Annotated in this window: 19 protein-coding genes; 11 read left to right on the top strand and 8 right to left on the bottom strand. The window is 63.8% G+C overall.

The genetic code is table 11. The annotated features are described in order from the left end of the window. Positions 1 to 66 precede the first annotated feature (66 nt). Positions 67 to 318, top strand: a complete 252-nt coding sequence (locus J4E53_RS22520; protein ID WP_060740180.1) for a YfhL family 4Fe-4S dicluster ferredoxin — start codon at positions 67 to 69, stop codon at positions 316 to 318. Positions 319 to 472: 154 nt separating this feature from the next. On the opposite strand, the gene J4E53_RS22515 is transcribed toward J4E53_RS22520, so the two are convergent. Genes J4E53_RS22515 through J4E53_RS22505 form a run of 3 tightly spaced genes read right to left on the bottom strand, consistent with a single transcriptional unit; the run spans position 473 to position 2,507 of the window. Next, a complete protein-coding gene (locus J4E53_RS22515) occupies positions 473 to 793 on the bottom strand; it encodes a hypothetical protein (protein ID WP_060740179.1) in 321 nt (106 codons plus the stop codon). A gap of 55 nt (positions 794 to 848) precedes the next feature. Continuing rightward, complete coding sequence (gene mutM, locus J4E53_RS22510) at positions 849 to 1,661, bottom strand: bifunctional DNA-formamidopyrimidine glycosylase/DNA-(apurinic or apyrimidinic site) lyase (protein WP_060740178.1); 813 nt, start codon at positions 1,659 to 1,661, stop codon at positions 849 to 851. Between the two features lie 30 nt (positions 1,662 to 1,691). Beyond that, positions 1,692 to 2,507: an HDOD domain-containing protein gene (locus J4E53_RS22505; protein ID WP_162491253.1), complete on the bottom strand. Its 816-nt coding sequence runs from the start codon at positions 2,505 to 2,507 to the stop codon at positions 1,692 to 1,694. Between the two features lie 191 nt (positions 2,508 to 2,698). Between J4E53_RS22505 and J4E53_RS22500 the strand changes: the two genes are divergently transcribed. The 3 genes from J4E53_RS22500 to ilvD all read left to right on the top strand — a co-directional run bounded on the left by J4E53_RS22500 (position 2,699) and on the right by ilvD (position 7,425). Further along, the gene (locus J4E53_RS22500) at positions 2,699 to 3,895 is read left to right on the top strand and encodes a class I SAM-dependent rRNA methyltransferase (protein ID WP_103309853.1); all 1,197 of its coding nucleotides are present in this window, start codon (positions 2,699 to 2,701) and stop codon (positions 3,893 to 3,895) included. Between the two features lie 214 nt (positions 3,896 to 4,109). Beyond that, positions 4,110 to 5,315: an MFS transporter gene (locus tag J4E53_RS22495; RefSeq protein ID WP_103309855.1), complete on the top strand. Its 1,206-nt coding sequence runs from the start codon at positions 4,110 to 4,112 to the stop codon at positions 5,313 to 5,315. 268 nt (positions 5,316 to 5,583) lie between these two features. Next, a complete protein-coding gene (gene ilvD, locus J4E53_RS22490) occupies positions 5,584 to 7,425 on the top strand; it encodes a dihydroxy-acid dehydratase (protein ID WP_060740174.1) in 1,842 nt (613 codons plus the stop codon). Between the two features lie 188 nt (positions 7,426 to 7,613). Here ilvD and J4E53_RS22485 read toward each other — a convergent pair whose 3' ends face one another. Beyond that, positions 7,614 to 8,669: a phosphorylcholine phosphatase gene (locus J4E53_RS22485; RefSeq protein WP_060740173.1), complete on the bottom strand. Its 1,056-nt coding sequence runs from the start codon at positions 8,667 to 8,669 to the stop codon at positions 7,614 to 7,616. 242 nt (positions 8,670 to 8,911) lie between these two features. Between J4E53_RS22485 and J4E53_RS22480 the strand changes: the two genes are divergently transcribed. Further along, positions 8,912 to 10,303: an L-cystine transporter gene (locus J4E53_RS22480; RefSeq protein WP_060740172.1), complete on the top strand. Its 1,392-nt coding sequence runs from the start codon at positions 8,912 to 8,914 to the stop codon at positions 10,301 to 10,303. 117 nt (positions 10,304 to 10,420) lie between these two features. On the opposite strand, the gene J4E53_RS22475 is transcribed toward J4E53_RS22480, so the two are convergent. Continuing rightward, positions 10,421 to 10,933 carry a dihydrofolate reductase gene (locus J4E53_RS22475; protein WP_103309868.1) on the bottom strand — a complete coding sequence of 171 codons (513 nt, stop codon included), beginning with the start codon at positions 10,931 to 10,933 and terminating at the stop codon, positions 10,421 to 10,423. 86 nt (positions 10,934 to 11,019) lie between these two features. On the opposite strand from J4E53_RS22475, the gene J4E53_RS22470 reads away from it, so the two are divergent. Both J4E53_RS22470 and J4E53_RS22465 read left to right on the top strand, forming a co-directional pair. After that, positions 11,020 to 12,387 (top strand): DUF2868 domain-containing protein, encoded by a 1,368-nt coding sequence (locus tag J4E53_RS22470; protein WP_103309857.1) that lies wholly within the window; start codon positions 11,020 to 11,022, stop codon positions 12,385 to 12,387. After that, positions 12,380 to 13,753 (top strand): GTPase/DUF3482 domain-containing protein, encoded by a 1,374-nt coding sequence (locus J4E53_RS22465; protein ID WP_103309858.1) that lies wholly within the window; start codon positions 12,380 to 12,382, stop codon positions 13,751 to 13,753. The genes J4E53_RS22470 and J4E53_RS22465 overlap by 8 nt, the downstream gene beginning before the upstream one ends. Before the next feature lie 167 nt (positions 13,754 to 13,920). Here J4E53_RS22465 and J4E53_RS22460 read toward each other — a convergent pair whose 3' ends face one another. Together J4E53_RS22460 and J4E53_RS22455 are read right to left on the bottom strand one after the other, a co-directional pair. Then, positions 13,921 to 14,412, bottom strand: coding sequence for a DUF523 domain-containing protein (locus J4E53_RS22460; RefSeq protein WP_103309860.1), 492 nt, complete (start codon positions 14,410 to 14,412; stop codon positions 13,921 to 13,923). A gap of 2 nt (positions 14,413 to 14,414) precedes the next feature. Continuing rightward, on the bottom strand, positions 14,415 to 15,047 hold the full coding sequence (locus tag J4E53_RS22455; protein WP_060740168.1) for a 2OG-Fe(II) oxygenase: 633 nt from the start codon (positions 15,045 to 15,047) through the stop codon (positions 14,415 to 14,417). Between the two features lie 140 nt (positions 15,048 to 15,187). Here J4E53_RS22455 and J4E53_RS22450 point away from each other — a divergent pair, with 140 nt between their 5' ends. Further along, positions 15,188 to 15,931, top strand: a complete 744-nt coding sequence (locus J4E53_RS22450) for a DUF2059 domain-containing protein (protein WP_103309862.1) — start codon at positions 15,188 to 15,190, stop codon at positions 15,929 to 15,931. Positions 15,932 to 16,048: 117 nt separating this feature from the next. Here J4E53_RS22450 and J4E53_RS22445 read toward each other — a convergent pair whose 3' ends face one another. Then, positions 16,049 to 16,996, bottom strand: coding sequence for an alpha/beta hydrolase (locus J4E53_RS22445; protein WP_103309864.1), 948 nt, complete (start codon positions 16,994 to 16,996; stop codon positions 16,049 to 16,051). 108 nt (positions 16,997 to 17,104) lie between these two features. Between J4E53_RS22445 and J4E53_RS22440 the strand changes: the two genes are divergently transcribed. The 3 genes from J4E53_RS22440 to J4E53_RS22430 all read left to right on the top strand — a co-directional run bounded on the left by J4E53_RS22440 (position 17,105) and on the right by J4E53_RS22430 (position 20,645). Continuing rightward, a complete protein-coding gene (locus J4E53_RS22440; protein ID WP_060740164.1) occupies positions 17,105 to 17,692 on the top strand; it encodes a DUF6436 domain-containing protein in 588 nt (195 codons plus the stop codon). 101 nt (positions 17,693 to 17,793) lie between these two features. Continuing rightward, positions 17,794 to 20,199 carry a penicillin acylase family protein gene (locus tag J4E53_RS22435; protein WP_103309866.1) on the top strand — a complete coding sequence of 802 codons (2,406 nt, stop codon included), beginning with the start codon at positions 17,794 to 17,796 and terminating at the stop codon, positions 20,197 to 20,199. A 104-nt stretch (positions 20,200 to 20,303) separates the two neighbouring features. Then, a complete protein-coding gene (locus J4E53_RS22430; protein WP_014340738.1) occupies positions 20,304 to 20,645 on the top strand; it encodes a carboxymuconolactone decarboxylase family protein in 342 nt (113 codons plus the stop codon). Positions 20,646 to 21,017 lie beyond the last annotated feature (372 nt).

Genomic DNA, 21,017 nt, shown 5'->3' with positions numbered 1-21,017 from the left:
CAATGCGGCACAATTGCGCCCATACGTTTTCAGATGCCCGGGCCCAACGCCCCGGCAGGAGCCTGCATGTCCCTGATCATCACCGACGACTGCATCAATTGCGACGTCTGCGAACCCGAATGCCCGAACGAGGCCATTTCCCAAGGCGAGGAGATCTACGTCATCGACCCGAACCTGTGCACCCAGTGCGTCGGCCACTACGACGAACCCCAGTGCCAGCAGGTTTGCCCGGTGGATTGCATCCCGCTGGACGAGGCTCATCCGGAGACTGAAGAGCAGTTGATGGCGAAATATCGCAAGATTACTGGCAAGGATTGAGCTTTTAGGCGGCCCCACAGGCCCCATCGCGAGCAAGCTCGCTCCCACAGGAGCTTTGCTTCAGGCACGAATGGTGTAACCACAGCAGATCCCTGTGGGAGCGAGCTTGCTCGCGATGAGGCCAGCAGCAATACCCAAGCTCCAGCTGCCCGCCTCACTCCTGCCGCTCAAAACCCTCCCCCACACACCCCAGGCACCGCACGAACGTGGCCCTGGCAGGGTCCACCACCAACGCCTTCCCCGCATCGCCGACCCCGCCGCCCAGCGCGGTAAAGGGCAACGACACCACGAATGCCCCAGCCCCGATCACCGTAGCGGCGAGCAGCAGCGGGCGGGCGATCAGCAGGTCACCGAGCATGGCGAAGGCCGGCGGATTCTGGATGGTGTAGCGCGGGTCGCCGCTGCCGCTGTTTGCCAGGGCAGGCAAACCGACACTCAGCAGCAGCGCTAGAACGACAGGTCGAAGCGGTTTCATCGGGCGATCCTTCGGCTAAATCAATATGACTACTGACTATAGACCGTCGGACGAATCAGCTCTGGCAGCGTGGGCACCAGACACTGGCGCGCTGGCCCAGGCGGATTTCCCGCAGCCCCGTGCCACAGACCTTGCACAATTCCCCGCCCCGGCCGTAGACGAACAGCTCCTGCTGGAAATAGCCGGGCTGGCCGTCCCCACCGATGAAATCCCGCAACGTGGTGCCGCCGCGCTCGATGGCATGGGCGAGGATGCGCTTGATCTCGATCGCCAGCTTCAGGTAACGCCCCCGGGAAATGCCTCCGGCAGCCCGACGCGGGTCGATCCCGGCGGCGAACAGCGCCTCGGTCGCGTAGATATTGCCCACGCCCACCACCACCGCGTTGTCCATGATGAACGGCTTGACCGCCATGGAACGCCCCCGCGACAGCTGGAACAGCCGTTCGCCATCGAACAGGTCGGTCAGTGGCTCGGGGCCGAGGCGAATCAACAGCTCGTGATTGAGCGGGTCGAGGCTCCAGAGCATCGCGCCGAAGCGACGAGGGTCGGTGTAGCGCAAGGCCAGGCCGGACTCCAGCTCGATGTCCACGTGCTCATGCTTGAGGGCCGGCATGCCGACCTCCACCAGCCGCAGGTTGCCGGACATGCCCAGATGGCTGATCAACGTGCCGACCTCGGCATTGATCAGCAGGTACTTGGCCCGCCGCTCCACCTGCACGATGCGCTGGCCCGAGAGCCGCACGTCGAGATCTTCCGGGATCGGCCAGCGCAGGCGGCGGTCACGGACCACCACGCGACTGACCCGCTGGCCTTCAAGATGGGGCGCGATGCCGCGACGGGTGGTTTCGACTTCCGGCAGTTCTGGCATGAGGTTCTCGCGTCAGGCGACGCCACGCACTCAACGAGAGGCGAGGTCGCGAATTTCCTGTTTCTGGGTCTGGAAGTCGTATTCCGACAAACCGATGTAGTCGAGCACCAGGCTCCCGACGCTATCCCACTCGTGGTCTTCGGCCTGGTTGCCGAGCACCCGGTGGGACGCACAGATGTTCTCGGACATCTTCAGGATCGCCAGCAGGTTTTTCAACTGGCTGTTGTTGCGTGAAGAGTCGTCGCTGAAGACCGCCAGGGCATTGTGGTGGTTGGCGATCGCCTGGCTGACGTGATCCGGCAGGCGCCAGGATTTGGAGGTGTAGTAACCGACCACCGCATGGTTGGTGTTGAACACGCGGTTCTCGGTGTCCACCACCCGGCACTCGGCGCTGGCATTGGCGTAGGCCTCCTCCAGCACACTCATGTAGTTGGGGAACTGCTTGAGCATTAACGGCACGCCGCAGTCGTGGAACAACCCCAAGGCATAGGCTTCGTCACCGTTCTCCAGGCCGACGCGCTTGGCCAGGGTCAGGCAGGTCATCGCCACGTCCTGGGCCGTATCCCAGAAACGGTTCAGGGTCACGATGGCATCGTCGTGCAGTTCGCCCTTGATCGACTGCGCATTGATCAGGTTGATGATCGAACGGCTGCCCAGCAGGTTCACCGCGCGCTGGATCGAGGTGATCTTGTTGCGCAGCCCGTAATACGGCGAGTTGACGATCTTGAGCAAGGCTCCCGAGAGACCCGGGTCCTGGGAGATCAACTTGGCGATGGTCTCCAGGTCCGGGTCGGGCATGTACTGCTCCATCTGCAGATCCACCATGATCTGCGGCTGGGGCGGCACACTGATCCCTTGCAGGGACTGTTGGATCTGTTCGGCGGAAAGTTCTTTGGACATGAGTACACACTCCGGGTCAGGCGGGGATTCTAACCCTTAAAGATGGATCCGATACACCGCCGGGCCACCGATCGTCCTTCAAGCCCGTCAACCCTTGCAACACGGTATACTCCCGCTCTTTTTTCCGGAGCGACGTCATGTCCCTGCCTAGCCTGCGCCTCAAAGCCAACGCCGACCGTCGCCTGCGCGCCGGCCACCTGTGGGTCTACAGCAACGAAATCGATGTGGCCGCGACGCCCCTGCACGGCTTCAAGGCCGGCGACCAGGCCGTCCTCGAAGCCGCCGGCGGCAAGCCGTTGGGCATCGTTGCGATGAGCCCCAACAACCTGATCTGCGCCCGGCTGCTGTCCCGTGACGTGAAGCTGCCACTGGACAAGTCCCTGCTGGTGCATCGCCTCAACGTGGCGTTGTCCCTGCGCGAGCGGCTGTTCGACAAGCCGTTCTATCGCCTGGTCTACGGTGACTCCGACCTGTTGCCAGGCCTGGTGGTCGACCGTTTCGGCGACATCCTGGTGGTGCAGATCGCCTCGGCCACCATGGAAGCCCACAAGGACGACGTGATCGCCGCCCTGACCCAGGTGCTCAAGCCCTGCGGCATCCTGTTCAAGAACGACTCCGCGGCCCGTGACGCCGAGGGCCTGAACCGCTACGTCGAGACCGTGTTCGGCCTGGTGCCGGAATGGGTGGCCCTGGAAGAGAACGGTGTGAAATTCGAAGCGCCGGTCATGGAAGGCCAGAAAACCGGCTGGTTCTACGACCACCGCATGAACCGCGCCCGCCTGGCCCCGTACGCCAAGGGCAAGCGCGTGCTGGACCTGTTCAGCTACATCGGCGGCTGGGGCGTGCAAGCCGCGGCGTTCGGCGCCAGTGAAGTATTCTGCGTCGATGCCTCGGCCTTCGCCCTCGACGGTGTCGAGCGCAACGCCGCGTTGAACGGCTTCGCCGAGAAGCTGACCTGCATCGAAGGCGACGTGTTCGAGGCCCTGAAGGAACTCAAGGCCAGCGAAGAACGTTTCGACGTGATCGTGGCCGACCCACCGGCCTTCATCAAGCGCAAGAAGGACCTGAAGAACGGCGAAGGCGCCTATCGCCGTCTCAACGAGCAAGCCATGCGCCTGCTCAGCAAGGACGGCATCCTGGTCAGCGCGTCGTGCTCGATGCACCTGCCCGAAGACGACCTGCAAAACATCCTGCTGACCAGCGCCCGTCATCTGGACCGCAACATCCAACTGCTCGAACGCGGCGGCCAGGGGCCAGACCACCCGGTACACCCGGCCATCGCCGAGACCCGCTACATCAAGAGCATCACCTGCCGGTTGTTGCCCAACAGCTGACACCAGGCGGGGCCAGTGCCGCAGCGCTGCGCCCCGCGCACTCGAATCGCATTCTGATCGCGGCCTCGGCTGCGATTTTTTTTGCGCGTCTGAATAAGTCCGCAGGAGAACTCCCACGCAATTACCAGAGCCTTCCTACTCAATCTCCCCGCGCCCGGCGGGCATGACGCATTAGGATTGAAAGCGCCCCTCAGGTACGCCTTGGACCTCGTCAATGACTGATCCGCAAAATCGCCTGGCTGCCCGCAAACCAGCCACCGTCGGCTTGTTGCTGACGCTGACACTGCTCGGCGTCTTTCCCATCGATGTCGTGCTGCCCTCGTTCCCCGCCCTGTCCGAGCATTTCGAACGCTCATCCGCGGACATTGCCCTGTCTGTCAGCCTGTTCGCGGTGGGGATTGCCCTTTCCCAACTGCTGGTCGGCCCGCTCTCCGACGTCATGGGCCGGAAAAACCTGCTGTTGATCGGAATCACCGTTTCCGCCGTGGGAGCCGCCGGTTGCGTGCTCGCCGACGGTTACGGGGCCTTTCTGTTCTTGCGTGTCGTCCAGGCCTTGGGGTGCGGTTGCTTCGTGCTGTCCCAAGCGCTGATCCAAGACCTGTTCACCGGCCGGGAACAGCAGCGCCTGCGGATCTTTCTGGTCACCTGCGGGGGGATTTTCATTTCCGTTTCGCCCCTGGCCGGCACCGGGCTGCAAAGCTGGATGGGCTGGCGAGGCAGCTTCCTGGTGTTCATTGCCCTGGCAATCGGTGCATTCATCAGCGCCAGTCGTTTACTTCAACGCCCTGTGGCAGACAGCCAACCCAGGCGCCTGGATTTCATCGCATCCTATCGAAAGGTCTGCGGCGACTTCAGCTTCATGGCCTATTGGTTAACTTCGGCGCTGGCTTTTTCCTGCCATTTTTCGTTCATCGTCATTTCGCCGCTGGTCCTGATCGACCAGTTGCGCCTCTCCCCCGAGGCTTTTTCCCTGGCGCTGCTGGGCTATGGGCTGGCCTACATCGGCGGGGGCGCGGTGGCGTCCGTGCTGAGCAATCGAATCGATCCACAGACGCAAATCATCACCGGGCTGGCCCTGATCCTCGCCGCAGGCCTCCTGATGCTGGGGCTTGCCAATCAACTGGGGTTGTCAGTCACCACCCTGTTACTGCCCATGATCGTGTGCACCACCGGGACGACCATCGCCCGCGCAGCCGCCCACACCCAAGCCATGAACAGATTTCCCGGGCGGGCCGGCACATCCGCCTCCGCCGGCAGCGTGCTGATCTTCATCGTCGGCGGGCTGACCAGTGCCGCGATCAGCCTCACCCCGCTGGACTTGCAACTCACCCTGGCCCTGTGCCTGGTCTTGCTCAGCCTGCTGGGGCTGGCGCTCAATGCCCTGGTCCGGCAGCGTGACAGGGGGCTGTTGGCCGGCTGAACCCTGCCAGTCGTCATCCCGTGCACGACATTGGCGCCCGATCAGCGCTTTGCGTCATTTCATCCTGGCGCCAGCGGTGTAGAATCGTGGCATTCATCGCCATTCATCCCCGGCGGGTTTATGAGCTCATGCCGAGGCGCGCAGCGATCCTGCAAAGTCATCGGCCACTTCCGGACACACGGCCAAACCCGGGTGCTCCAGACGTCGACAGAAGCTCACTTCCCCATTGATACCTGATAAGTACCTGATTAGCCGCCCGGAGTGCTCCATGCCTGATTACCGCTCGAAAACATCCACCCATGGCCGCAACATGGCCGGCGCCCGTGCCTTGTGGCGCGCCACGGGGATGAAGGATGACGACTTCAAGAAGCCGATCATCGCCATTGCCAACTCCTTCACCCAGTTCGTACCCGGCCACGTCCACCTCAAGGACCTCGGCCAACTGGTTGCCCGGGAAATCGAACGCGTCGGCGGCGTTGCCAAGGAATTCAACACCATCGCCGTGGACGACGGCATCGCCATGGGCCACGACGGCATGCTCTATTCGCTGCCGAGCCGCGAGATCATCGCCGACTCCGTCGAATACATGGTCAACGCCCACTGCGCCGACGCCATCGTGTGCATTTCCAACTGCGACAAGATCACCCCGGGCATGCTCATGGCCGCCCTGCGCCTGAACATCCCGGTGATCTTCGTTTCCGGCGGCCCGATGGAAGCCGGCAAGACCAAGCTCGCCAGCCACGGCCTCGACCTGGTCGATGCCATGGTGATCGCCGCCGACTCCAGCGCCTCTGACGAGAAGGTTGCCGAGTACGAGCGCAGCGCCTGCCCGACCTGCGGTTCGTGCTCCGGCATGTTCACCGCCAACTCGATGAACTGCCTGACCGAAGCCCTGGGCCTGGCCCTGCCGGGCAACGGCTCGACCCTGGCCACCCACAGCGATCGCGAGCAGTTGTTCCTGCAGGCCGGCCGGACCATCGTCGAGCTGTGCAAGCGCTACTACGGCGAAAACGACGAGTCGGTGTTGCCGCGCAACATCGCCAACTTCAAGGCGTTCGAAAACGCCATGACCCTGGACATCGCCATGGGCGGTTCCACCAACACCATCCTGCACTTGCTGGCCGCGGCCCAGGAAGCCGAGATCGATTTCGACCTGCGCGACATCGACCGCCTGTCCCGTCACGTGCCGCAACTGTGCAAGGTCGCGCCGAACATCCAGAAGTACCACATGGAAGACGTGCACCGTGCCGGCGGGATCTTCAGCATCCTCGGTTCCCTGGCCCGTGGCGGCCTGTTGCACACCGACCTGCCGACCGTGCACAGCAAGAGCATGGCCGAGGCCATCGCCAAGTGGGACATCACCCAGACCACCGACGAGGCCGTGCATCACTTCTTCAAGGCCGGCCCGGCGGGCATCCCGACGCAAACCGCGTTCAGCCAGTCGACCCGCTGGGATACGCTGGACGACGACCGTGAAAACGGCTGCATCCGTAGCGTCGAGCACGCGTACTCCCAGGAGGGCGGCCTGGCCGTGCTCTACGGCAACATCGCCCTGGATGGCTGCGTGGTGAAGACCGCCGGCGTCGACGAGTCGATCCATGTGTTCGAAGGCAACGCGAAGATTTTCGAAAGCCAGGACAGCGCCGTACGCGGCATCCTCGCCGACGAAGTGAAGGCCGGCGACATCGTGATCATTCGCTACGAAGGTCCGAAAGGCGGCCCGGGCATGCAGGAAATGCTCTACCCGACGTCCTACCTGAAGTCCAAAGGCCTGGGCAAAGCCTGCGCCTTGCTGACCGATGGCCGGTTCTCCGGCGGCACCTCGGGCCTGTCCATCGGCCACGCTTCGCCGGAAGCGGCGGCTGGCGGTGCCATCGGCCTGGTGCGCGATGGCGACAAGGTCCTGATCGACATTCCGAACCGCTCGATCAACCTGTTGATCAGCGACGAAGAACTGGCCGGGCGCCGCATCGAACAGGACAACAAGGGCTGGAAGCCGGTGGAAGTGCGTCCGCGCAAAGTCACCACGGCCCTCAAGGCCTACGCCCTGCTCGCCACCAGCGCCGACAAGGGTGCGGTGCGTAACAAGGCGATGCTTGACGGCCTGTAAGCGTCGTTAGTCGCAGTAAAAAATGCCCCGCCAAGTGCGGGGCATTTTTTTAGCGATGAGCGCAAATCCTGAGAACGCCGACAATCAATGTGGGAGCGAGCTTGCTCGCGATGGTGGTGTGTCAGCCAACAAGGATGCTACTGATCCGACGCCATCGCGAGCAAGCTCGCTCCCACAGGGTGTGGGGCTTACTGGATATCTTCCGGCTTGACGATCACCCAGTTCTTGTCCGCGGTAACCGGCAACCCTTCCTTGGCCTGGGCGGCGGCGTGCTTGGCCATCATCCCGTTAATCTGGGTCATGTATTTGTCCTTGCGGTTGACCCACAGGTGAATCCCGCCCTTGGCTACGTCCACATCGTGGAACAGCATGTAGCCGTCGCTGCTTGGCGTGTCACCGGCCACCAGCACCGGTTTTTTCCATTCATCGATGTACGTCAGGATCGCCGCGTGCTTGCCGGCCATCCAGGTCGCCGGGGTCCACAGGTACGGCGTGTATTCCAGGCCGAGGTTGGCCTTCTCGTCATATTTACCCGCGGTGATCTGCTTGCGGGCGGTGGTCAGTTCGCCGGTCTTGCGGTCCTTGAGCAACGTGGTCACGCCGATCACGTTCTGCGGCTTGAGGTTGTAGCCGTATTTCGGGTCCGCGGCGACCATGCGTACCAGCTCTTCGGAAGCGGCGGTCATGACATAGACCTCGATGCCGTTTTCCATCAACTTGTTGTACAGCTCGGCCTGCCCGGTGAAGACTTTCGGCGGGTTGACGTTGTACTGGACCACCTTGTCGCCATCGTAATAGGTGGTCGGCACCGGCTTGCCGGACGCCATCAGCTCATCGACATAGCCCTTGAGCTCCTTGAGCGTAAAGCCCGAGAACACCTGAGCCACCCACGGATAGCAGACCATGTCATCCACTTCGCACAGGCGGTAGTAGTAACTGAACAGGCTTTCCTTGTGGTCGGCCGTGTCCTTGAACGGCATCAGCTTCAAGGACGGGTCCAGGCTTTCCCGGGTGATGAGGCCCTTGTTCTCCATGAACGGCAGCAACGACTCCTCAAGGTCGTAGCGGTAACTGGTGTTGTCCATGTCGAACACCGCGTAGTTACCCTTGTTGGCGTTGGCCGCGATCATCGCGTCCAGGGCCTTGGCCTGTTCCGCCGGCCAGTGCTTGAGTTCGGTGGCGAGCACCTGGCCAGCGAGGCCAAGACTCAAGGCGACAGCGAGAAAACGAGGTGCGAGTTTCATCGGCATTTCTCCCGGGTTCAAAGAATCCGACGCTAACAAATGCTTGTGACAGTCCTCGCCTGTGGGCGACCGCTTACATCGTGATCACGCCAGCCGCGTATCCGTAAACGTCATTGCCTTATTCCATAAACGACAATCTACATGCTTTTTTAGTATTAATTCATTAGTTATCAGGCTGTTAGGCTCCCCGGTTCGCAGTCGCGGCTTCAGGCGACTGGCACAAGTCTGATGGAGCTCTCTTGATGAATCTGCCGCTGATCCTCAATCTGCTGGTATTCCTCGCCTTGCTGTTCGGCCTGGCGCAAACCCGTCATAGCACCTGGAGCCTGGCCAAGAAAGTGCTGCTGGCACTGGTGCTGGGCGTGGTGTTCGGTATCGCCCTGCACACGATTTATGGCGCCGGCAATCCGGTCCTCAAGGCCTCGATCGGCTGGTTCGACCTGGTGGGCAACGGCTACGTACAATTGTTGCAAATGATCGTGATCCCGCTGGTCTTCGCTTCGATCCTCAGCGCCGTGGCCCGCCTGCACAACGCCTCGTCCCTGGGCAAGATCAGCTTCCTGACCATTGGCACGCTGCTGTTCACCACCGCCATCGCCGCGCTGATCGGCATCGGCCTGACCAACCTGTTCGGCCTCACCGCCGAAGGCCTGGTGGCCGGCACTCAGGAACTGGCACGCCTGCAAGTGATCCAGAGCGACTACGCCGGCAAGGTCGCCGACCTGAACATCCCACAACTGCTGCTTTCGTTCATTCCGCAAAACCCCTTTGCCGACCTGGCGCGGGCCAAGCCGACGTCGATCATCAGCGTGGTGATCTTCGCCGCGTTCCTCGGTGTCGCGGCGTTGCAGTTGCTCAAGGATGACGTGGAGAAAGGCCAGAAAGTGATCAACGCCATCGACACCCTGCAAAGCTGGGTGACGCGCCTGGTGCGCCTGGTGATGAAGCTGACGCCGTACGGTGTGCTGGCGCTGATGACCAAGGTGGTGGCCGGTTCCAACCTGCAAGACATCATCAAGCTCGGCAGTTTTGTCGTGGTGTCGTACCTCGGGCTGGGCCTGATGTTCGTGGTCCATGGCCTGTTGGTGTCTGCGGCCGGGATCAACCCGTTGCGCTTCTTCCGCAAGATCTGGCCGGTGCTGACCTTCGCCTTCACCAGCCGCTCCAGCGCCGCCACCATCCCGTTGAGCATCGAAGCCCAGACCAGCCGCCTCGGCATCCCACGGGCGATTGCCAGCTTCAGCGCCTCGTTCGGCGCCACCATCGGCCAGAACGGTTGCGCCGGCCTTTATCCGGCCATGCTCGCGGTGATGGTCGCACCGACGGTGGGCATCAACCCGCTGGATCCGGTCTGGATCGCGACGCTGGTGGCGATCGTGACGTTGAGTTCAGCCGGGGTGGCCGGGGTCGGTGGCGGCGCGACGTTCGCCGCGCTGATCGTGCTGCCGGCCATGGGCTTGCCGGTCGCGCTGGTCGCCTTGCTGATTTCCGTCGAGCCATTGATCGACATGGGCCGTACGGCGTTGAACGTCAGTGGCTCGATCACCGCCGGGGCGATTACCAGCCAGGTGATGCAGCAGACTGACAAGGCCTTGCTCGATGCCGAGGAGCATGGGGAGTTGGTGCACGCTTGACTGCCTGACACCTGTGGGAGCAAAGCTTGCTCGCGATCCGGGCGCCTCGGTCCATGGAAGACCGCGTCGCTTTCATCGCGGGCAAGCCTTGCTCCCACAGGCATGCTCCCACAGGGCTTACAGCTTCTCCCACACCTCAAAGCTGTAGGCCGGCTTGTCCCCTTCCGCCGGGTTCGGCTGGTTCGAGACCAACGCCCACTGGCTCGAATCAAATTCCGGAAACCAGGCATCCCCCTCCGGGCTCAGCGCCACGCGGGTCAGGTACAGTCGATCCGCCTGCGCCAGGGCCTGGGCGTACAGCTGGGCGCCGCCGATCAACATCAGCTCATCGACGCCCTGCTCCAGTGCCCAGGCCTCGGCCCGCGCGACTGCGGCCTCCAGGGTGGAAAACACTTCCGCACCTTCCAGCACCAGGTCCGGCTGGCGACTGACCACGATGTTCAAGCGCCCGGGCAGCGGGCGGCCGAGGGAATCCCAGGTCTTGCGTCCCATGATGATCGGCTTGCCCAAGGTGGTGGCCTTGAAGTATTTGAAATCCCCCGGCAGGTGCCAGGGCATGCTGTTGTCGACGCCGATCACGCGGTTTTCACCGAGGGCTGCGATCAGGCTTAAGGGGAGAGTTTTGTTCATGGCCGCGAGGATACCAGAGGCCCGGCGTACCCCGACAGGCATCACAGCGGTTATGCTCAACCCTCATTCGAGCAACGGAAGCCCCCGTGACAGCACTGCAGAACCTCTGGTTGACCGAGACGATCCGCCTGCGTGAAGAACACGCCGGCCCCCTCGAGGACCAGGAAGCCAATCGCCTGGCCCGCGCGGCAGGCGGCGATCTTTGCACCCGCATCCGCCACCGCGCCCGCTGGCTGGCCGAGCGCGATGGCCTCACCCAAGCCCTGCGCCATTGGCTGCAAGGGGCACGCCTGGCGCTGATCGTGCTGGCGGTGCTCGCCATCATCAGCGGCGCCGGCCTCGGGTTCGCCGCCCTCGGCGACGGCCAGGCCCCGGTCAATGTGTTCTGGGCCCTGGGCAGTCTTTTGGGGCTGAACCTGATCCTGCTCGTCGGTTGGGTCCTGGGCCTGTTCTTCGCGGGCGAGCAAGGTGCAGCGCTGGGGCGCCTGTGGCTGTGGCTCAGCGAAAAACTCGCCCGGGATGCCAAGGCCGCCCAACTGGCACCGGCCCTGCTTCTGTTGCTGCAACGGCACAAGCTCAACCGCTGGGCCCTCGGTGCGCTGGTCAACGGCGTGTGGTTGCTGGCGATGCTCAGCGCGCTGGTCATCCTACTGATGCTGATGGCGACCCGGCGCTATGGCTTTGTCTGGGAAACCACCCTCCTCGGCAGCGAGACCTTCGTCGCCATGACCCGTGGCCTCGGCGCGTTGCCTGCCCTGTTGGGCTTCAGTGTGCCGACGGTGGAGATGATCCGCGCCAGCGGCGACGGCGCCCTGGCCATCGAAAGCGCCCGCCAGGCCTGGGCCGCCTGGCTGGTCGGCGTGCTGCTGGTCTATGGCGTGCTGCCGCGCCTGGGCCTGGCGTTGCTGTGCTTGTGGCGCTGGCGACGCGGTCGCGCCACATTGCACCTGGATTTGAACCTGCCGGGCTACGCCCAACTGCGTGAACGGCTGATGCCCAGCAGCGAGCGCCTGGGCGTCAACGACGCCGCACCCGCGCAGTTGCACCCCATCGAAAGTGCCGTCGGCGCGATGGACAGCGACGGCGCGCTGCTGGTGGCGATCGAACTGGACGATCGGCCCTGGCCGCCCAAACTGCCCGAAACCGTGAAAAGCGCCGGCATTCTCGACAGCCGCGAGTCGCGCCACAAACTCCTGGAGCAACTGTCGCGCTTTCCACCCGCACGCCTGGCCATTGCCTGTGACCCACGCCGTTCACCGGACCGGGGCAGCCTGGCACTGATCGCCGAGCTGGCCCGCAGCGCCAGCGCCACCCGCGTCTGGCTGTTGCAGGCGCCGCCCGGCGAAGCCCTGGACGCCGAACGCCTGGGCGACTGGCACAACGCGCTGCAGCAGTTGCAGCTACCCTTCGCCGACTGCATGCCCTTGAACTGGCTGGAGACCGGCCATGACTGAACCCATGAAGCCGTTGAAGCTGGCCGTGGTCGGCCATACCAACGTCGGCAAGACCTCCCTGCTACGCACCCTGACTCGGGACGTCGGCTTCGGTGAGGTGTCCCACCGTCCGAGCACCACCCGGCACGTCGAGGGCGCACGGTTGTCGGTGGATGGCGAAGCGCTGCTGGAGCTGTACGACACGCCGGGCCTGGAAGACGCCATCGCCCTGCTCGATTACCTCGAGCGCCTGGAACGCCCTGGCGAACGCCTGGACGGCCCGGCGCGCCTGGCTCGCTTCCTCGAGGGCAGCGAGGCGCGGCAACGCTTCGAACAGGAAGCCAAGGTGCTGCGACAATTGCTCGCCAGCGACGCCGGGCTGTATGTGATCGATGCCCGTGAGCCGGTGCTGGCCAAGTACCGCGATGAATTGGAAGTCCTCGCCAGTTGTGGCAAACCGCTGCTGCCGGTATTGAATTTCGTCAGCAGCGCCCACCATCGCGAGCCCGACTGGCGCGAAGCCCTGGCGCGATTGGGGCTGCACGCCCTGGTGCGTTTTGACAGCGTCGCCCCGCCCGAGGACGGCGAGCGGCGCCTGTATGAAAGCCTCGCGTTGTTGCTGGAAAGCGCCCGCGGGCAACTGGAGCGACTGGTCGCCGACCAACAGGCCCAACGCCTGGCCCGCCAGCAGAGCGCGGCGCGCTTGATCGCCGAATTGCTGATCGACTGCGCCGCCTGCCGACGCAGCGTGGCCAGTGATGCCGAGCTGGAACGCGAGGCCATCAGTGAGCTGCGCAACGCGGTGCGTCAGCGCGAACAGCGCTGCGTCGAAGCCCTGCTCAAGCTCTACGCGTTCCGCCCCCAGGACGCGGCCGCCAGCGACCTGCCGCTGCTCGACGGACGCTGGGGCGATGATTTGTTCAACCCCGAGACCCTCAAGCAACTGGGCGTACGCGTCGGCGGCGGAATCGCGGCAGGCGCGGCGGCCGGCGCTGGCGTGGACTTGCTGGTGGGCGGCCTGACCCTCGGTGCCGCCGCCCTGGCCGGGGCCATTGTCGGCGGCACCCTGCAAACCGCCCGCAGCTACGGCAACCGGCTGATGGGCAAGCTCAAGGGGCAACGGGAACTGACGGTGGACGATGGCGTGCTGCGCCTGCTGGCCCTGCGCCAACGACAATTGCTGCAAGCCCTCAACCTGCGCGGCCACGCGGCGATGGACAGCATCCGCATCGCCACGCCCCAGGACAAGACCTGGCGCGAGGGCAAGCTGCCCGACGCCCTGAACAAGGCCCGGGCGCATCCACAATGGTCATCCCTCAATCCCCAGGCGCGGTTGAGCCAGGCAGAACGCCAGGAGCTGATCGAGCAGTTGGCCGAGCAGCTCTAAGCGACACAAAACCCTCTGGCAAGCACACAAGACCTGTGGCGAGGGAGCTTGCTCCCGCTGGGTTGCGAAGCAACCCCAAAACCTGACACCTTGGTGTGTCAGGCCTACCGCGCTTCAGCATTTCGTGGCCCAGCGGGAGCAAGCTCCCTCGCCACAAAAGCAATCCATCAATCGTTGTTCAAGGCCTTGAGGGCCGCCGCCGCTTCAGCCAACTCCAGCTCACTGAACACTTGCACCCCATGGCGCTTGAGCAACGCCGCCGTCACGCCTTCGCCACTGACCTTCACACCGCTGAACGTCCCGTCATAGGTCAGCAGATTGCCGCACGACGGGCTGTTGGCCTTGAGCACGGCGATACGGATGCCGTGTTCACGCACCTGTTCCAGCGCTTGATACGCGCCCGACAAAAACTGCGCACTGACATCTTCACCGTCGGTAGTGATCACGGCTGCGTGGCCGTCGAGCACTTGTCCACCCTGCCCGCCGGGAATCTCCGCCGCCGCCCGGGGCGTGGGCAGGCCGCCGGCGACTTCCGGGCACAGCGCCACGATCCGGCCTTCGTCGAGCCAGTGCTGAAGCTGATCGAACGGCCCGCTGGCACCGCCGTCGTAGCGCACGCGATGGCCGAGCAGGCAGCGACTGACCAGGATCTTTTCCATCGTCAGAACAACTCGTTGCCGCGGCGTCGGAACCACCCCGTCAAGGACAGGCGATCCCGGGTGGCCGGCAGTACTTCGTGGGGGATATCCCCCGACAGGAACACCACCAGGCAACCGCCGATGGGCACCACATCACGCTCCACGCCATCCTCCAGATACATGCGCAACTGGCCGCCGTGCTCCGGCAGCCAATCGTCATTGAGGTAGAGCACCGCAGACACCGCGCGTCGGTCGTCATCGCGAAAGCGGTCGACATGCTTGAGGTAAAACGCACCGGGCGGGTACAGGGCGAAATGGCTTTCGAAATCCTCCAGCCCCAGGAACAGCCCGCGATTCATCGCCTCGCGCAGGCTGTCCATCAACCCCAGGTAACGGTCGCAGGCTGGTGCCTGGCCGGGTTCGATCCACTGGATGCGATCACCCCGAATGCCTTCGCGAATCTCCGAGAACGGCCCGCGCCCGACCGCTGCCGGAGCCAGCTCGCCCTCGGCGGCACGCTGACGGCATTCGGCCGCCAGGGCACGGGTCAGCGCGTCCGGCAGGAAGAGGTTCTGCTGCGACCAGCCGCGCTCGGCCAGGTCGTCGACGATACGTAACAGCAGCGGGTGATCAGAAGGTATTTGCATGGCGCGCATAGTATGCCTGTGCCTGCAAAACCGACAGCGCCACGCAGCGGGTTCGCTGCGTCGGATAGCAACACCGTACGAACTTGATACGAATTCTCGACAAGACCCCACACCCCACGGAGAATAGTCGGCTGCTGACAGGAGTCCCTATGCGCCGTTTGCTTTTCTCACTGTTGATGTTCTGCGTTTTGCCCGCCTGGGCAGACAGCTACGACCAGTTGTACAAGGTCGCCGGCTGGCCGGAACAGCGGGCGCATTTCAATGATGCCTTGAGCGCCGCCCAGCAGCGCTATCAGAGCAGCCTGCCGCCGGCGGTGTTCCAGGCCCTGGTCAACAACAGCAATCAACGTTTCGCCCCCCAGGCCATGGACCAGCGGGCCGAGGCACAAATACGCAGCAAGCTTCGAGACCCGAACCCGGCCCTGGCCTTTTTCCAGTCGCCCCTGGGCCGCAAGGTCGTGGCGGCCGAGTTGCTGGCGACCCGGCGCGATCAATTGGCGAAAAACGCCAAGGGCTTGCCGAAGATGCAAGCCAGCGACAACCGCCTGCTGATCATCGGCCACCTGGCCCAGGCCCTGCCCGCCCGCGAAGCCGGCGCCGAAGTCAGCCTGGCGATCGCCGGCGTGGCGGCCGACAGCCTGAGTTCGATGATCCCCGGCCTGCTGGGGGCCGGCCAGGCCCAAGGCATGCTCAACGGCCAGCGCCAGCGACTGATGGAGCAGATCGGCGCGGACCTGAACAACACCCTGCTCTACGTCTACCGCGACCTGTCGGACACCGAGCTGGAAGAGTTCGCCACCTTCGCCGAATCGGCCGAGGGCCAGGCTTATTACCAGGCGGCTTTGGCGGCGATCCGGGCGGGGTTGGCGGTGGGGCAGACGCTCGGGCAATAGTTCAGCACCGCTATCGCGAGCGAGCTCGCTCCCACAAGGGGCTTGAGTGAACTCAGGTTTCGCGAGCACCAAAGGTCCAATGTGGGAGCGAGCTTGCTCGCGATAGCAATAGCCCGGTCACCGCCGAACCCGACTCATCCGCTTGGTCAGAAACCCAAACATCTCCTGCCGCAACGCCAAGGCCTCATTGGCCAGGTGATGCCGCCCCTGCGGCAACATCAACACCTGCGGCCGGTCGAACTTGCTGCGCAGCACTTGCAGGTTGTGCGTCCAGTCCACCGTCATGTCCGCCTGCCCCTGCACGATCAAGGGCTGGCGCGAACTGCTCGGGGCCGCTTCGATACGCTTGATCCATCGCGCCAATGCCCCCACCCAGGCAGTAGGCAGGCGCAGCGGTTGCAGCGGGTCGGCTTGCAGAAATGGCAGAAACTGCGGGTCGGTGGAGTTCTCACTGAAACGCCGGGCGATACCCGTCACAAACGGCTTGAGCAAGTAATAACTCAGGCGCGACCAGCCCCAGGCCCGTGGCCGTACCAGGGGTGACAGCAGGATGACCTGGCCCTGGGCCGGGCTCTGCGCGCCGTGGTTGAGCACGTGATCGACCACAATCGCCCCGCCGGTGCTCTGCCCGCACAGGTGCCAGGGGTGCGGCAGGTCCAGCGTCGCGGCCTCGGCCAACAACCCTTGCAAGGTGGCCTGGTACTCGGCGAAATCCTCGATGCTGGCGCGTTCGCCGCTGGACAGGCCATGGCCCGGCAGGTCGCAGGCGATCACCGCGAACTTCTGCTCCAGGGCCCACTCGATCAAGTGCCGGTACAACCCCATGTGGTCGTAGTAACCGTGGAACACAAACAACGTCGCCACGGCCTTTTCCGGCCACCAGACTTGGCTGACGACCTCATACCCGCCCACCTCGAAACGTCCCAACCCTTTGCGCACACTGCGCTGGGGAAAATCCAGCCCGTAGAACCGCTGGTAAGCCTGGGCTTGCTCGGACAGGGCTTGCCACTGGGCCAGCGGTTGCAGGCTGGCACGCAGGAGATCGGGGTCGAAAGTGGCAGGCATCAAGGTTTCCAGGCATGGGCGCATCGCGCGAAACAGACTTTACAGGCCTGCGATATTCATCTGTCGCGGCAAGCATGGCAAGCTACGCGGCTTCAGAGGATCGACTCCATGCGCCCGACCCACCGCACGACCTTGCTTGCCAGCCTGCTCGCCCTCGGGTGCGCCGTCGTCTTGTGGGTGGCCTACGACTGGTTCCAGGGCCGTTTCCTGCGGGCCTTCAGTCAACACACCGCGGTGTTTTCCGGCGACCCTCTGCGCCTGCCCGCCGACCTGGCCGGCCCTGGCGCGATCCGCCTGGTGCATTTCTGGGACCCGGCGTGCCCGTGCAACGTTGGCAACCAGCAGCACCTTGCCGAACTGATCGATAAGTATGTACCGCAAGGCGTTGAGTTTTATGCCGTACAAAAAGCCGGCAGCCAAGGTCAACTGCCAGCCACCTTGAACAGCCTGAAAACCCTGCCGGCGCTTCCGGGTTCAAGCCAGATTCCTGCCAGCCCAGCGGTGGCGATCTGGGATCGCAGCGGCCAACTGGCGTACTTCGGCCCCTACAGTGAAGGCCTGACGTGCAATTCGAGCAACAGCTTCATCGAGCCGATTCTCGAAGCGTTGAGCGCTGGTCGGACGGTCAATGCGACCCATACGATGGCGGTGGGTTGTTATTGTCCGTGGGACAAGGACACATCTGCCAAAGAATAAGTAATCCCTCCGAGGGGCGATGCGCAGGAAAGCAGTGGCATGCTAAACAGGGAATCAACAGCGAGACCATGGAACCGCTGTCATCAGAATAAGGAATCACCATGAAACGCACCCTCATCGCCTTCCTGTCATTGATCGTCACCGCGATCATCGTTGCGGGCGGCTACCTCTACAGCAAGCAGCCCACCCGCCAGGGCACGATGCAGGTGCAAGGGCTCCAGGGCTCGGTGACGGTGCGCTACGACGAACGTGGTGTGCCGCATATCCGCGCCGAGAACGAAACCGACTTGTACCGCGCCCTCGGCTATGTCCATGCCCAGGACCGGCTGTTCCAGATGGAGATCATGCGTCGTCTCGCCCGGGGCGAACTGGCCGAGGTGCTGGGGCCGAAGCTGCTGGACACCGACAAACTGATGCGCAGCCTGCGCATTCGCGAACGCGCCGCGGCCTATGTGACCGAACAAGACCCGCAATCCCCGGCCTGGGTCGCCATGCAGGCCTACCTGGATGGGATCAACGCCTACCAGGACAGCCACACCCGGCCCGTGGAGTTCGATGTGCTGGGCATTCCCAAGCGCCCCTTTACGGCTGAAGACACCGTGAGCATCACCGGCTACATGGCCTACAGCTTCGCGGCGGCGTTCCGTACCGAACCGCTGCTGACCTACGTGCGCGATCAACTGGGCGCCGATTACCTGAACATCTTCGACCTCGACTGGCAGCCCCAGGGTGTGCTGGCCGACGGTCCCAAGCGCGGCCTGGCCCTGGCCGCCGCCGACTGGAAAGACCTCAATGCCCTGGCCCGCCTGAGCGAACAGGCCCTGGCGGAAAACGGCCTGCCGCAGTTCGAGGGCAGTAACGCCTGGGCGGTCGCCGGCAGCCGTACCCACAGCGGCAAGCCGTTGCTGGCGGGCGACCCGCATATCCGTTTTTCCACGCCGTCGGTGTGGTACGAGGCGCACCTGTCCGCGCCAGGTTTCGAACTCTACGGGCACTATCAGGCCTTGATGCCCTTCGCCACGCTGGGCATGAACAAGGATTTCGGCTGGAGCATCACCATGTTCCAGAACGACGACCTGGACCTGATCGCCGAGAAGGTCAACCCGGACAATCCCGAGCAGGTCTGGTATCGCGGCCAATGGGTGGACATGACCCGCAGCGAACAGCAGATCGCGGTCAAGGGCCAGGCACCGGTGACGCTGGTGCTGCGCCAGTCGCCCCACGGCCCGATCGTCAACGATGTCCTCGGTGCGAACGCCGGCAAGACCCCGGTCGCCATGTGGTGGGGGTTCCTGGAAAGTCGCAACCCGATCCTCGACGCCTTTTACCAGCTCAACCGCGCCGATACCCTGGCCAAGGCCCGTGGCGCCTCGACCCAGATCCACGCGCCGGGGCTGAACGTGGTGTGGGCCAATGCCAAGGGCGATATCGGCTGGTGGGCCGCCGCGCAACTGCCCAAGCGCCCCGCCGGCGTGAAACCCGCGTTCATCCTCGATGGCAGCAGCCCGGAGTCGGAAAAGGAAGGCTTCTACCCGTTCAGCAGCAACCCGCAGGAAGAGAACCCGGCGCGGGGCTACATCGTCTCGGCCAACTTCCAACCCGTGCCGGCCAGCGGCATCGAAATCCCCGGTTACTACAACCCCGCCGACCGCGGTCAGCAACTCAACCAGCAGCTCAACGACAAGCAGGCGAAATGGGACATCCTAACCACCCAGAAACTGCAACTGGGCACCACCACCGCCTACGGCCCTCGCGTGCTCGCGCCGTTGTTGCCGGTGCTACGTGAAGTGGTCAGCGACCCGCAGGAACGCAAATGGGTGGAACAACTGGCCCAATGGCCGGGCGATTACCCGCTGGACTCCATCAGCGCCACGCTGTTCAACCAGTTCCTGTTCAACCTGGCCGACGCCGCCCTGCACGATGAACTGGGTGACGGATTCTTCGAAACCGCGCTGTCGACCCGGGTGATCGACGCGGCCCTGCCACGCCTGGCGGCATCGAAGGATTCACCGTGGTGGGATGACCGCACGACGCTGGGCACGGAAACCCGTGCAGACACGGTGAGCGTCGCCTGGAAGAAAAGCCTGGCGCACCTGCGGGCCACCCTGGGCGACGATGCCACGCAATGGCAATGGGGCAAGGCTCACACCCTGACCCATGGTCATCCGCTGGGTCAGCAAAAGCCGCTGGACCGTGTCTTCAACGTTGGGCCATTTGCGGCCCCAGGTACCCATGAAGTGCCCAACAACCTCTCCGCCAGAATCGGCCCGGCGCCGTGGCCGGTGACCTACGGGCCTTCGACCCGGCGCATCATCGACTTCGCCGACCCCAGCCATAGCGTCACCATCAACCCCGTCGGCCAGAGCGGCGTGCCGTTCGACAAGCATTACGAGGATCAGGCCGAGGCGTACATCGAAGGGGTCTATTACCAGGCGCACCTGGCCGAGGAAGAAGTGGTCGCCAATACCCGCACAACCCTGAAGCTGTTGCCGGCCCGGGCGCCCTGAACCGTGCGTGCCGATCTTTTTCACCGCTGAACCGGGCTTGATCGTCACGGATGGTCAAGACTACAGGGGCCCACTTCCCCGCCTCTCTCACAGGAGTCAACGCTATGTTCAATAACTGGTCCGAACTGCTGCCCACCATCAAGAGCGCCTTTGGCGCCCTGGGCAAAAGCAATCCGAAGATGGTCAAGGCCTACATGGCCCTGGACGAAGCCGCGGCTGAAAACAACGTGCTTGATGCCAAGACCCGCGAGCTGATCTCCATCGCCGTGGCCATCACCACCCGCTGTGACGGCTGCATTGGCGTACACACCGACGCCGCCATCAAGGCCGGCGCCACCCGCGAAGAAATCGCCGCCACCCTGGCCACCGCCGTGTCATTGAATGCCGGCGCGGCGTACATCTATTCCCTGCGAGCCCTGGAGGCCCATGACGCATTGAAGAAGTGAGCGGCGATAACTGAACCGCTATCGCGAGCAAGCTCGCTCCCACAATGGGGTCTGCGTTCGACTGCGGATTTGTAGACGCCCCAAAAAACTGTGGGAGCGAGCTTGCTCGCGAAGGCGGACTGACATTCAACATCTTCGTCGACTGTCTCACCGCTATCGCAAGCAAGCTCGCTCCCACAATGGGGTCTGCGTTCGGCTGCGGATTTATAGGCGCCCCAAAAAACTGTGGGAGCGAGCTTGCTCGCGAAGGCGGACTGACATTCAACATCTTCGTCCACTGTCACACCGCTATCGCGAGCAGGCTCGCTCCCACAATGGGATCTGCGTTCGACTGCGGATTTGTAGACGCCCCAAAAAACTGTGGGAGCGAGC

The organism is Pseudomonas sp. FW305-28 (genome assembly GCF_017351395.1).
GTDB classification, from domain to species: Bacteria; Pseudomonadota; Gammaproteobacteria; order Pseudomonadales; family Pseudomonadaceae; genus Aquipseudomonas; species Aquipseudomonas fluorescens_AA.
Note: the sequence above shows the minus strand (reverse complement) of the source record. Positions and strands in the feature narration are given on the sequence as shown.

What these genes read in the sequence shown, in the direction of transcription:
- J4E53_RS22500 (WP_103309853.1), top strand. Translation starts at nt 2,699, where the DNA reads ATGTCCCTGCCTAGCCTGCGCCTCAAAGCCAACGCCGACCGTCGCCTG.
- J4E53_RS22445 (WP_103309864.1), bottom strand. Translation starts at nt 16,996, where the DNA reads ATGCCTGCCACTTTCGACCCCGATCTCCTGCGTGCCAGCCTGCAACCG.
- J4E53_RS22465 (WP_103309858.1), top strand. Translation starts at nt 12,380, where the DNA reads ATGACTGAACCCATGAAGCCGTTGAAGCTGGCCGTGGTCGGCCATACC.
- J4E53_RS22520 (WP_060740180.1), top strand. Translation starts at nt 67, where the DNA reads ATGTCCCTGATCATCACCGACGACTGCATCAATTGCGACGTCTGCGAA.
- J4E53_RS22440 (WP_060740164.1), top strand. Translation starts at nt 17,105, where the DNA reads ATGCGCCCGACCCACCGCACGACCTTGCTTGCCAGCCTGCTCGCCCTC.
- J4E53_RS22485 (WP_060740173.1), bottom strand. Translation starts at nt 8,669, where the DNA reads ATGAAACTCGCACCTCGTTTTCTCGCTGTCGCCTTGAGTCTTGGCCTC.
- mutM (WP_060740178.1), bottom strand. Translation starts at nt 1,661, where the DNA reads ATGCCAGAACTGCCGGAAGTCGAAACCACCCGTCGCGGCATCGCGCCC.
- J4E53_RS22515 (WP_060740179.1), bottom strand. Translation starts at nt 793, where the DNA reads ATGAAACCGCTTCGACCTGTCGTTCTAGCGCTGCTGCTGAGTGTCGGT.
- J4E53_RS22475 (WP_103309868.1), bottom strand. Translation starts at nt 10,933, where the DNA reads ATGAACAAAACTCTCCCCTTAAGCCTGATCGCAGCCCTCGGTGAAAAC.
- J4E53_RS22495 (WP_103309855.1), top strand. Translation starts at nt 4,110, where the DNA reads ATGACTGATCCGCAAAATCGCCTGGCTGCCCGCAAACCAGCCACCGTC.
- J4E53_RS22450 (WP_103309862.1), top strand. Translation starts at nt 15,188, where the DNA reads ATGCGCCGTTTGCTTTTCTCACTGTTGATGTTCTGCGTTTTGCCCGCC.
- J4E53_RS22430 (WP_014340738.1), top strand. Translation starts at nt 20,304, where the DNA reads ATGTTCAATAACTGGTCCGAACTGCTGCCCACCATCAAGAGCGCCTTT.
- J4E53_RS22435 (WP_103309866.1), top strand. Translation starts at nt 17,794, where the DNA reads ATGAAACGCACCCTCATCGCCTTCCTGTCATTGATCGTCACCGCGATC.
- ilvD (WP_060740174.1), top strand. Translation starts at nt 5,584, where the DNA reads ATGCCTGATTACCGCTCGAAAACATCCACCCATGGCCGCAACATGGCC.
- J4E53_RS22460 (WP_103309860.1), bottom strand. Translation starts at nt 14,412, where the DNA reads ATGGAAAAGATCCTGGTCAGTCGCTGCCTGCTCGGCCATCGCGTGCGC.
- J4E53_RS22480 (WP_060740172.1), top strand. Translation starts at nt 8,912, where the DNA reads ATGAATCTGCCGCTGATCCTCAATCTGCTGGTATTCCTCGCCTTGCTG.
- J4E53_RS22455 (WP_060740168.1), bottom strand. Translation starts at nt 15,047, where the DNA reads ATGCGCGCCATGCAAATACCTTCTGATCACCCGCTGCTGTTACGTATC.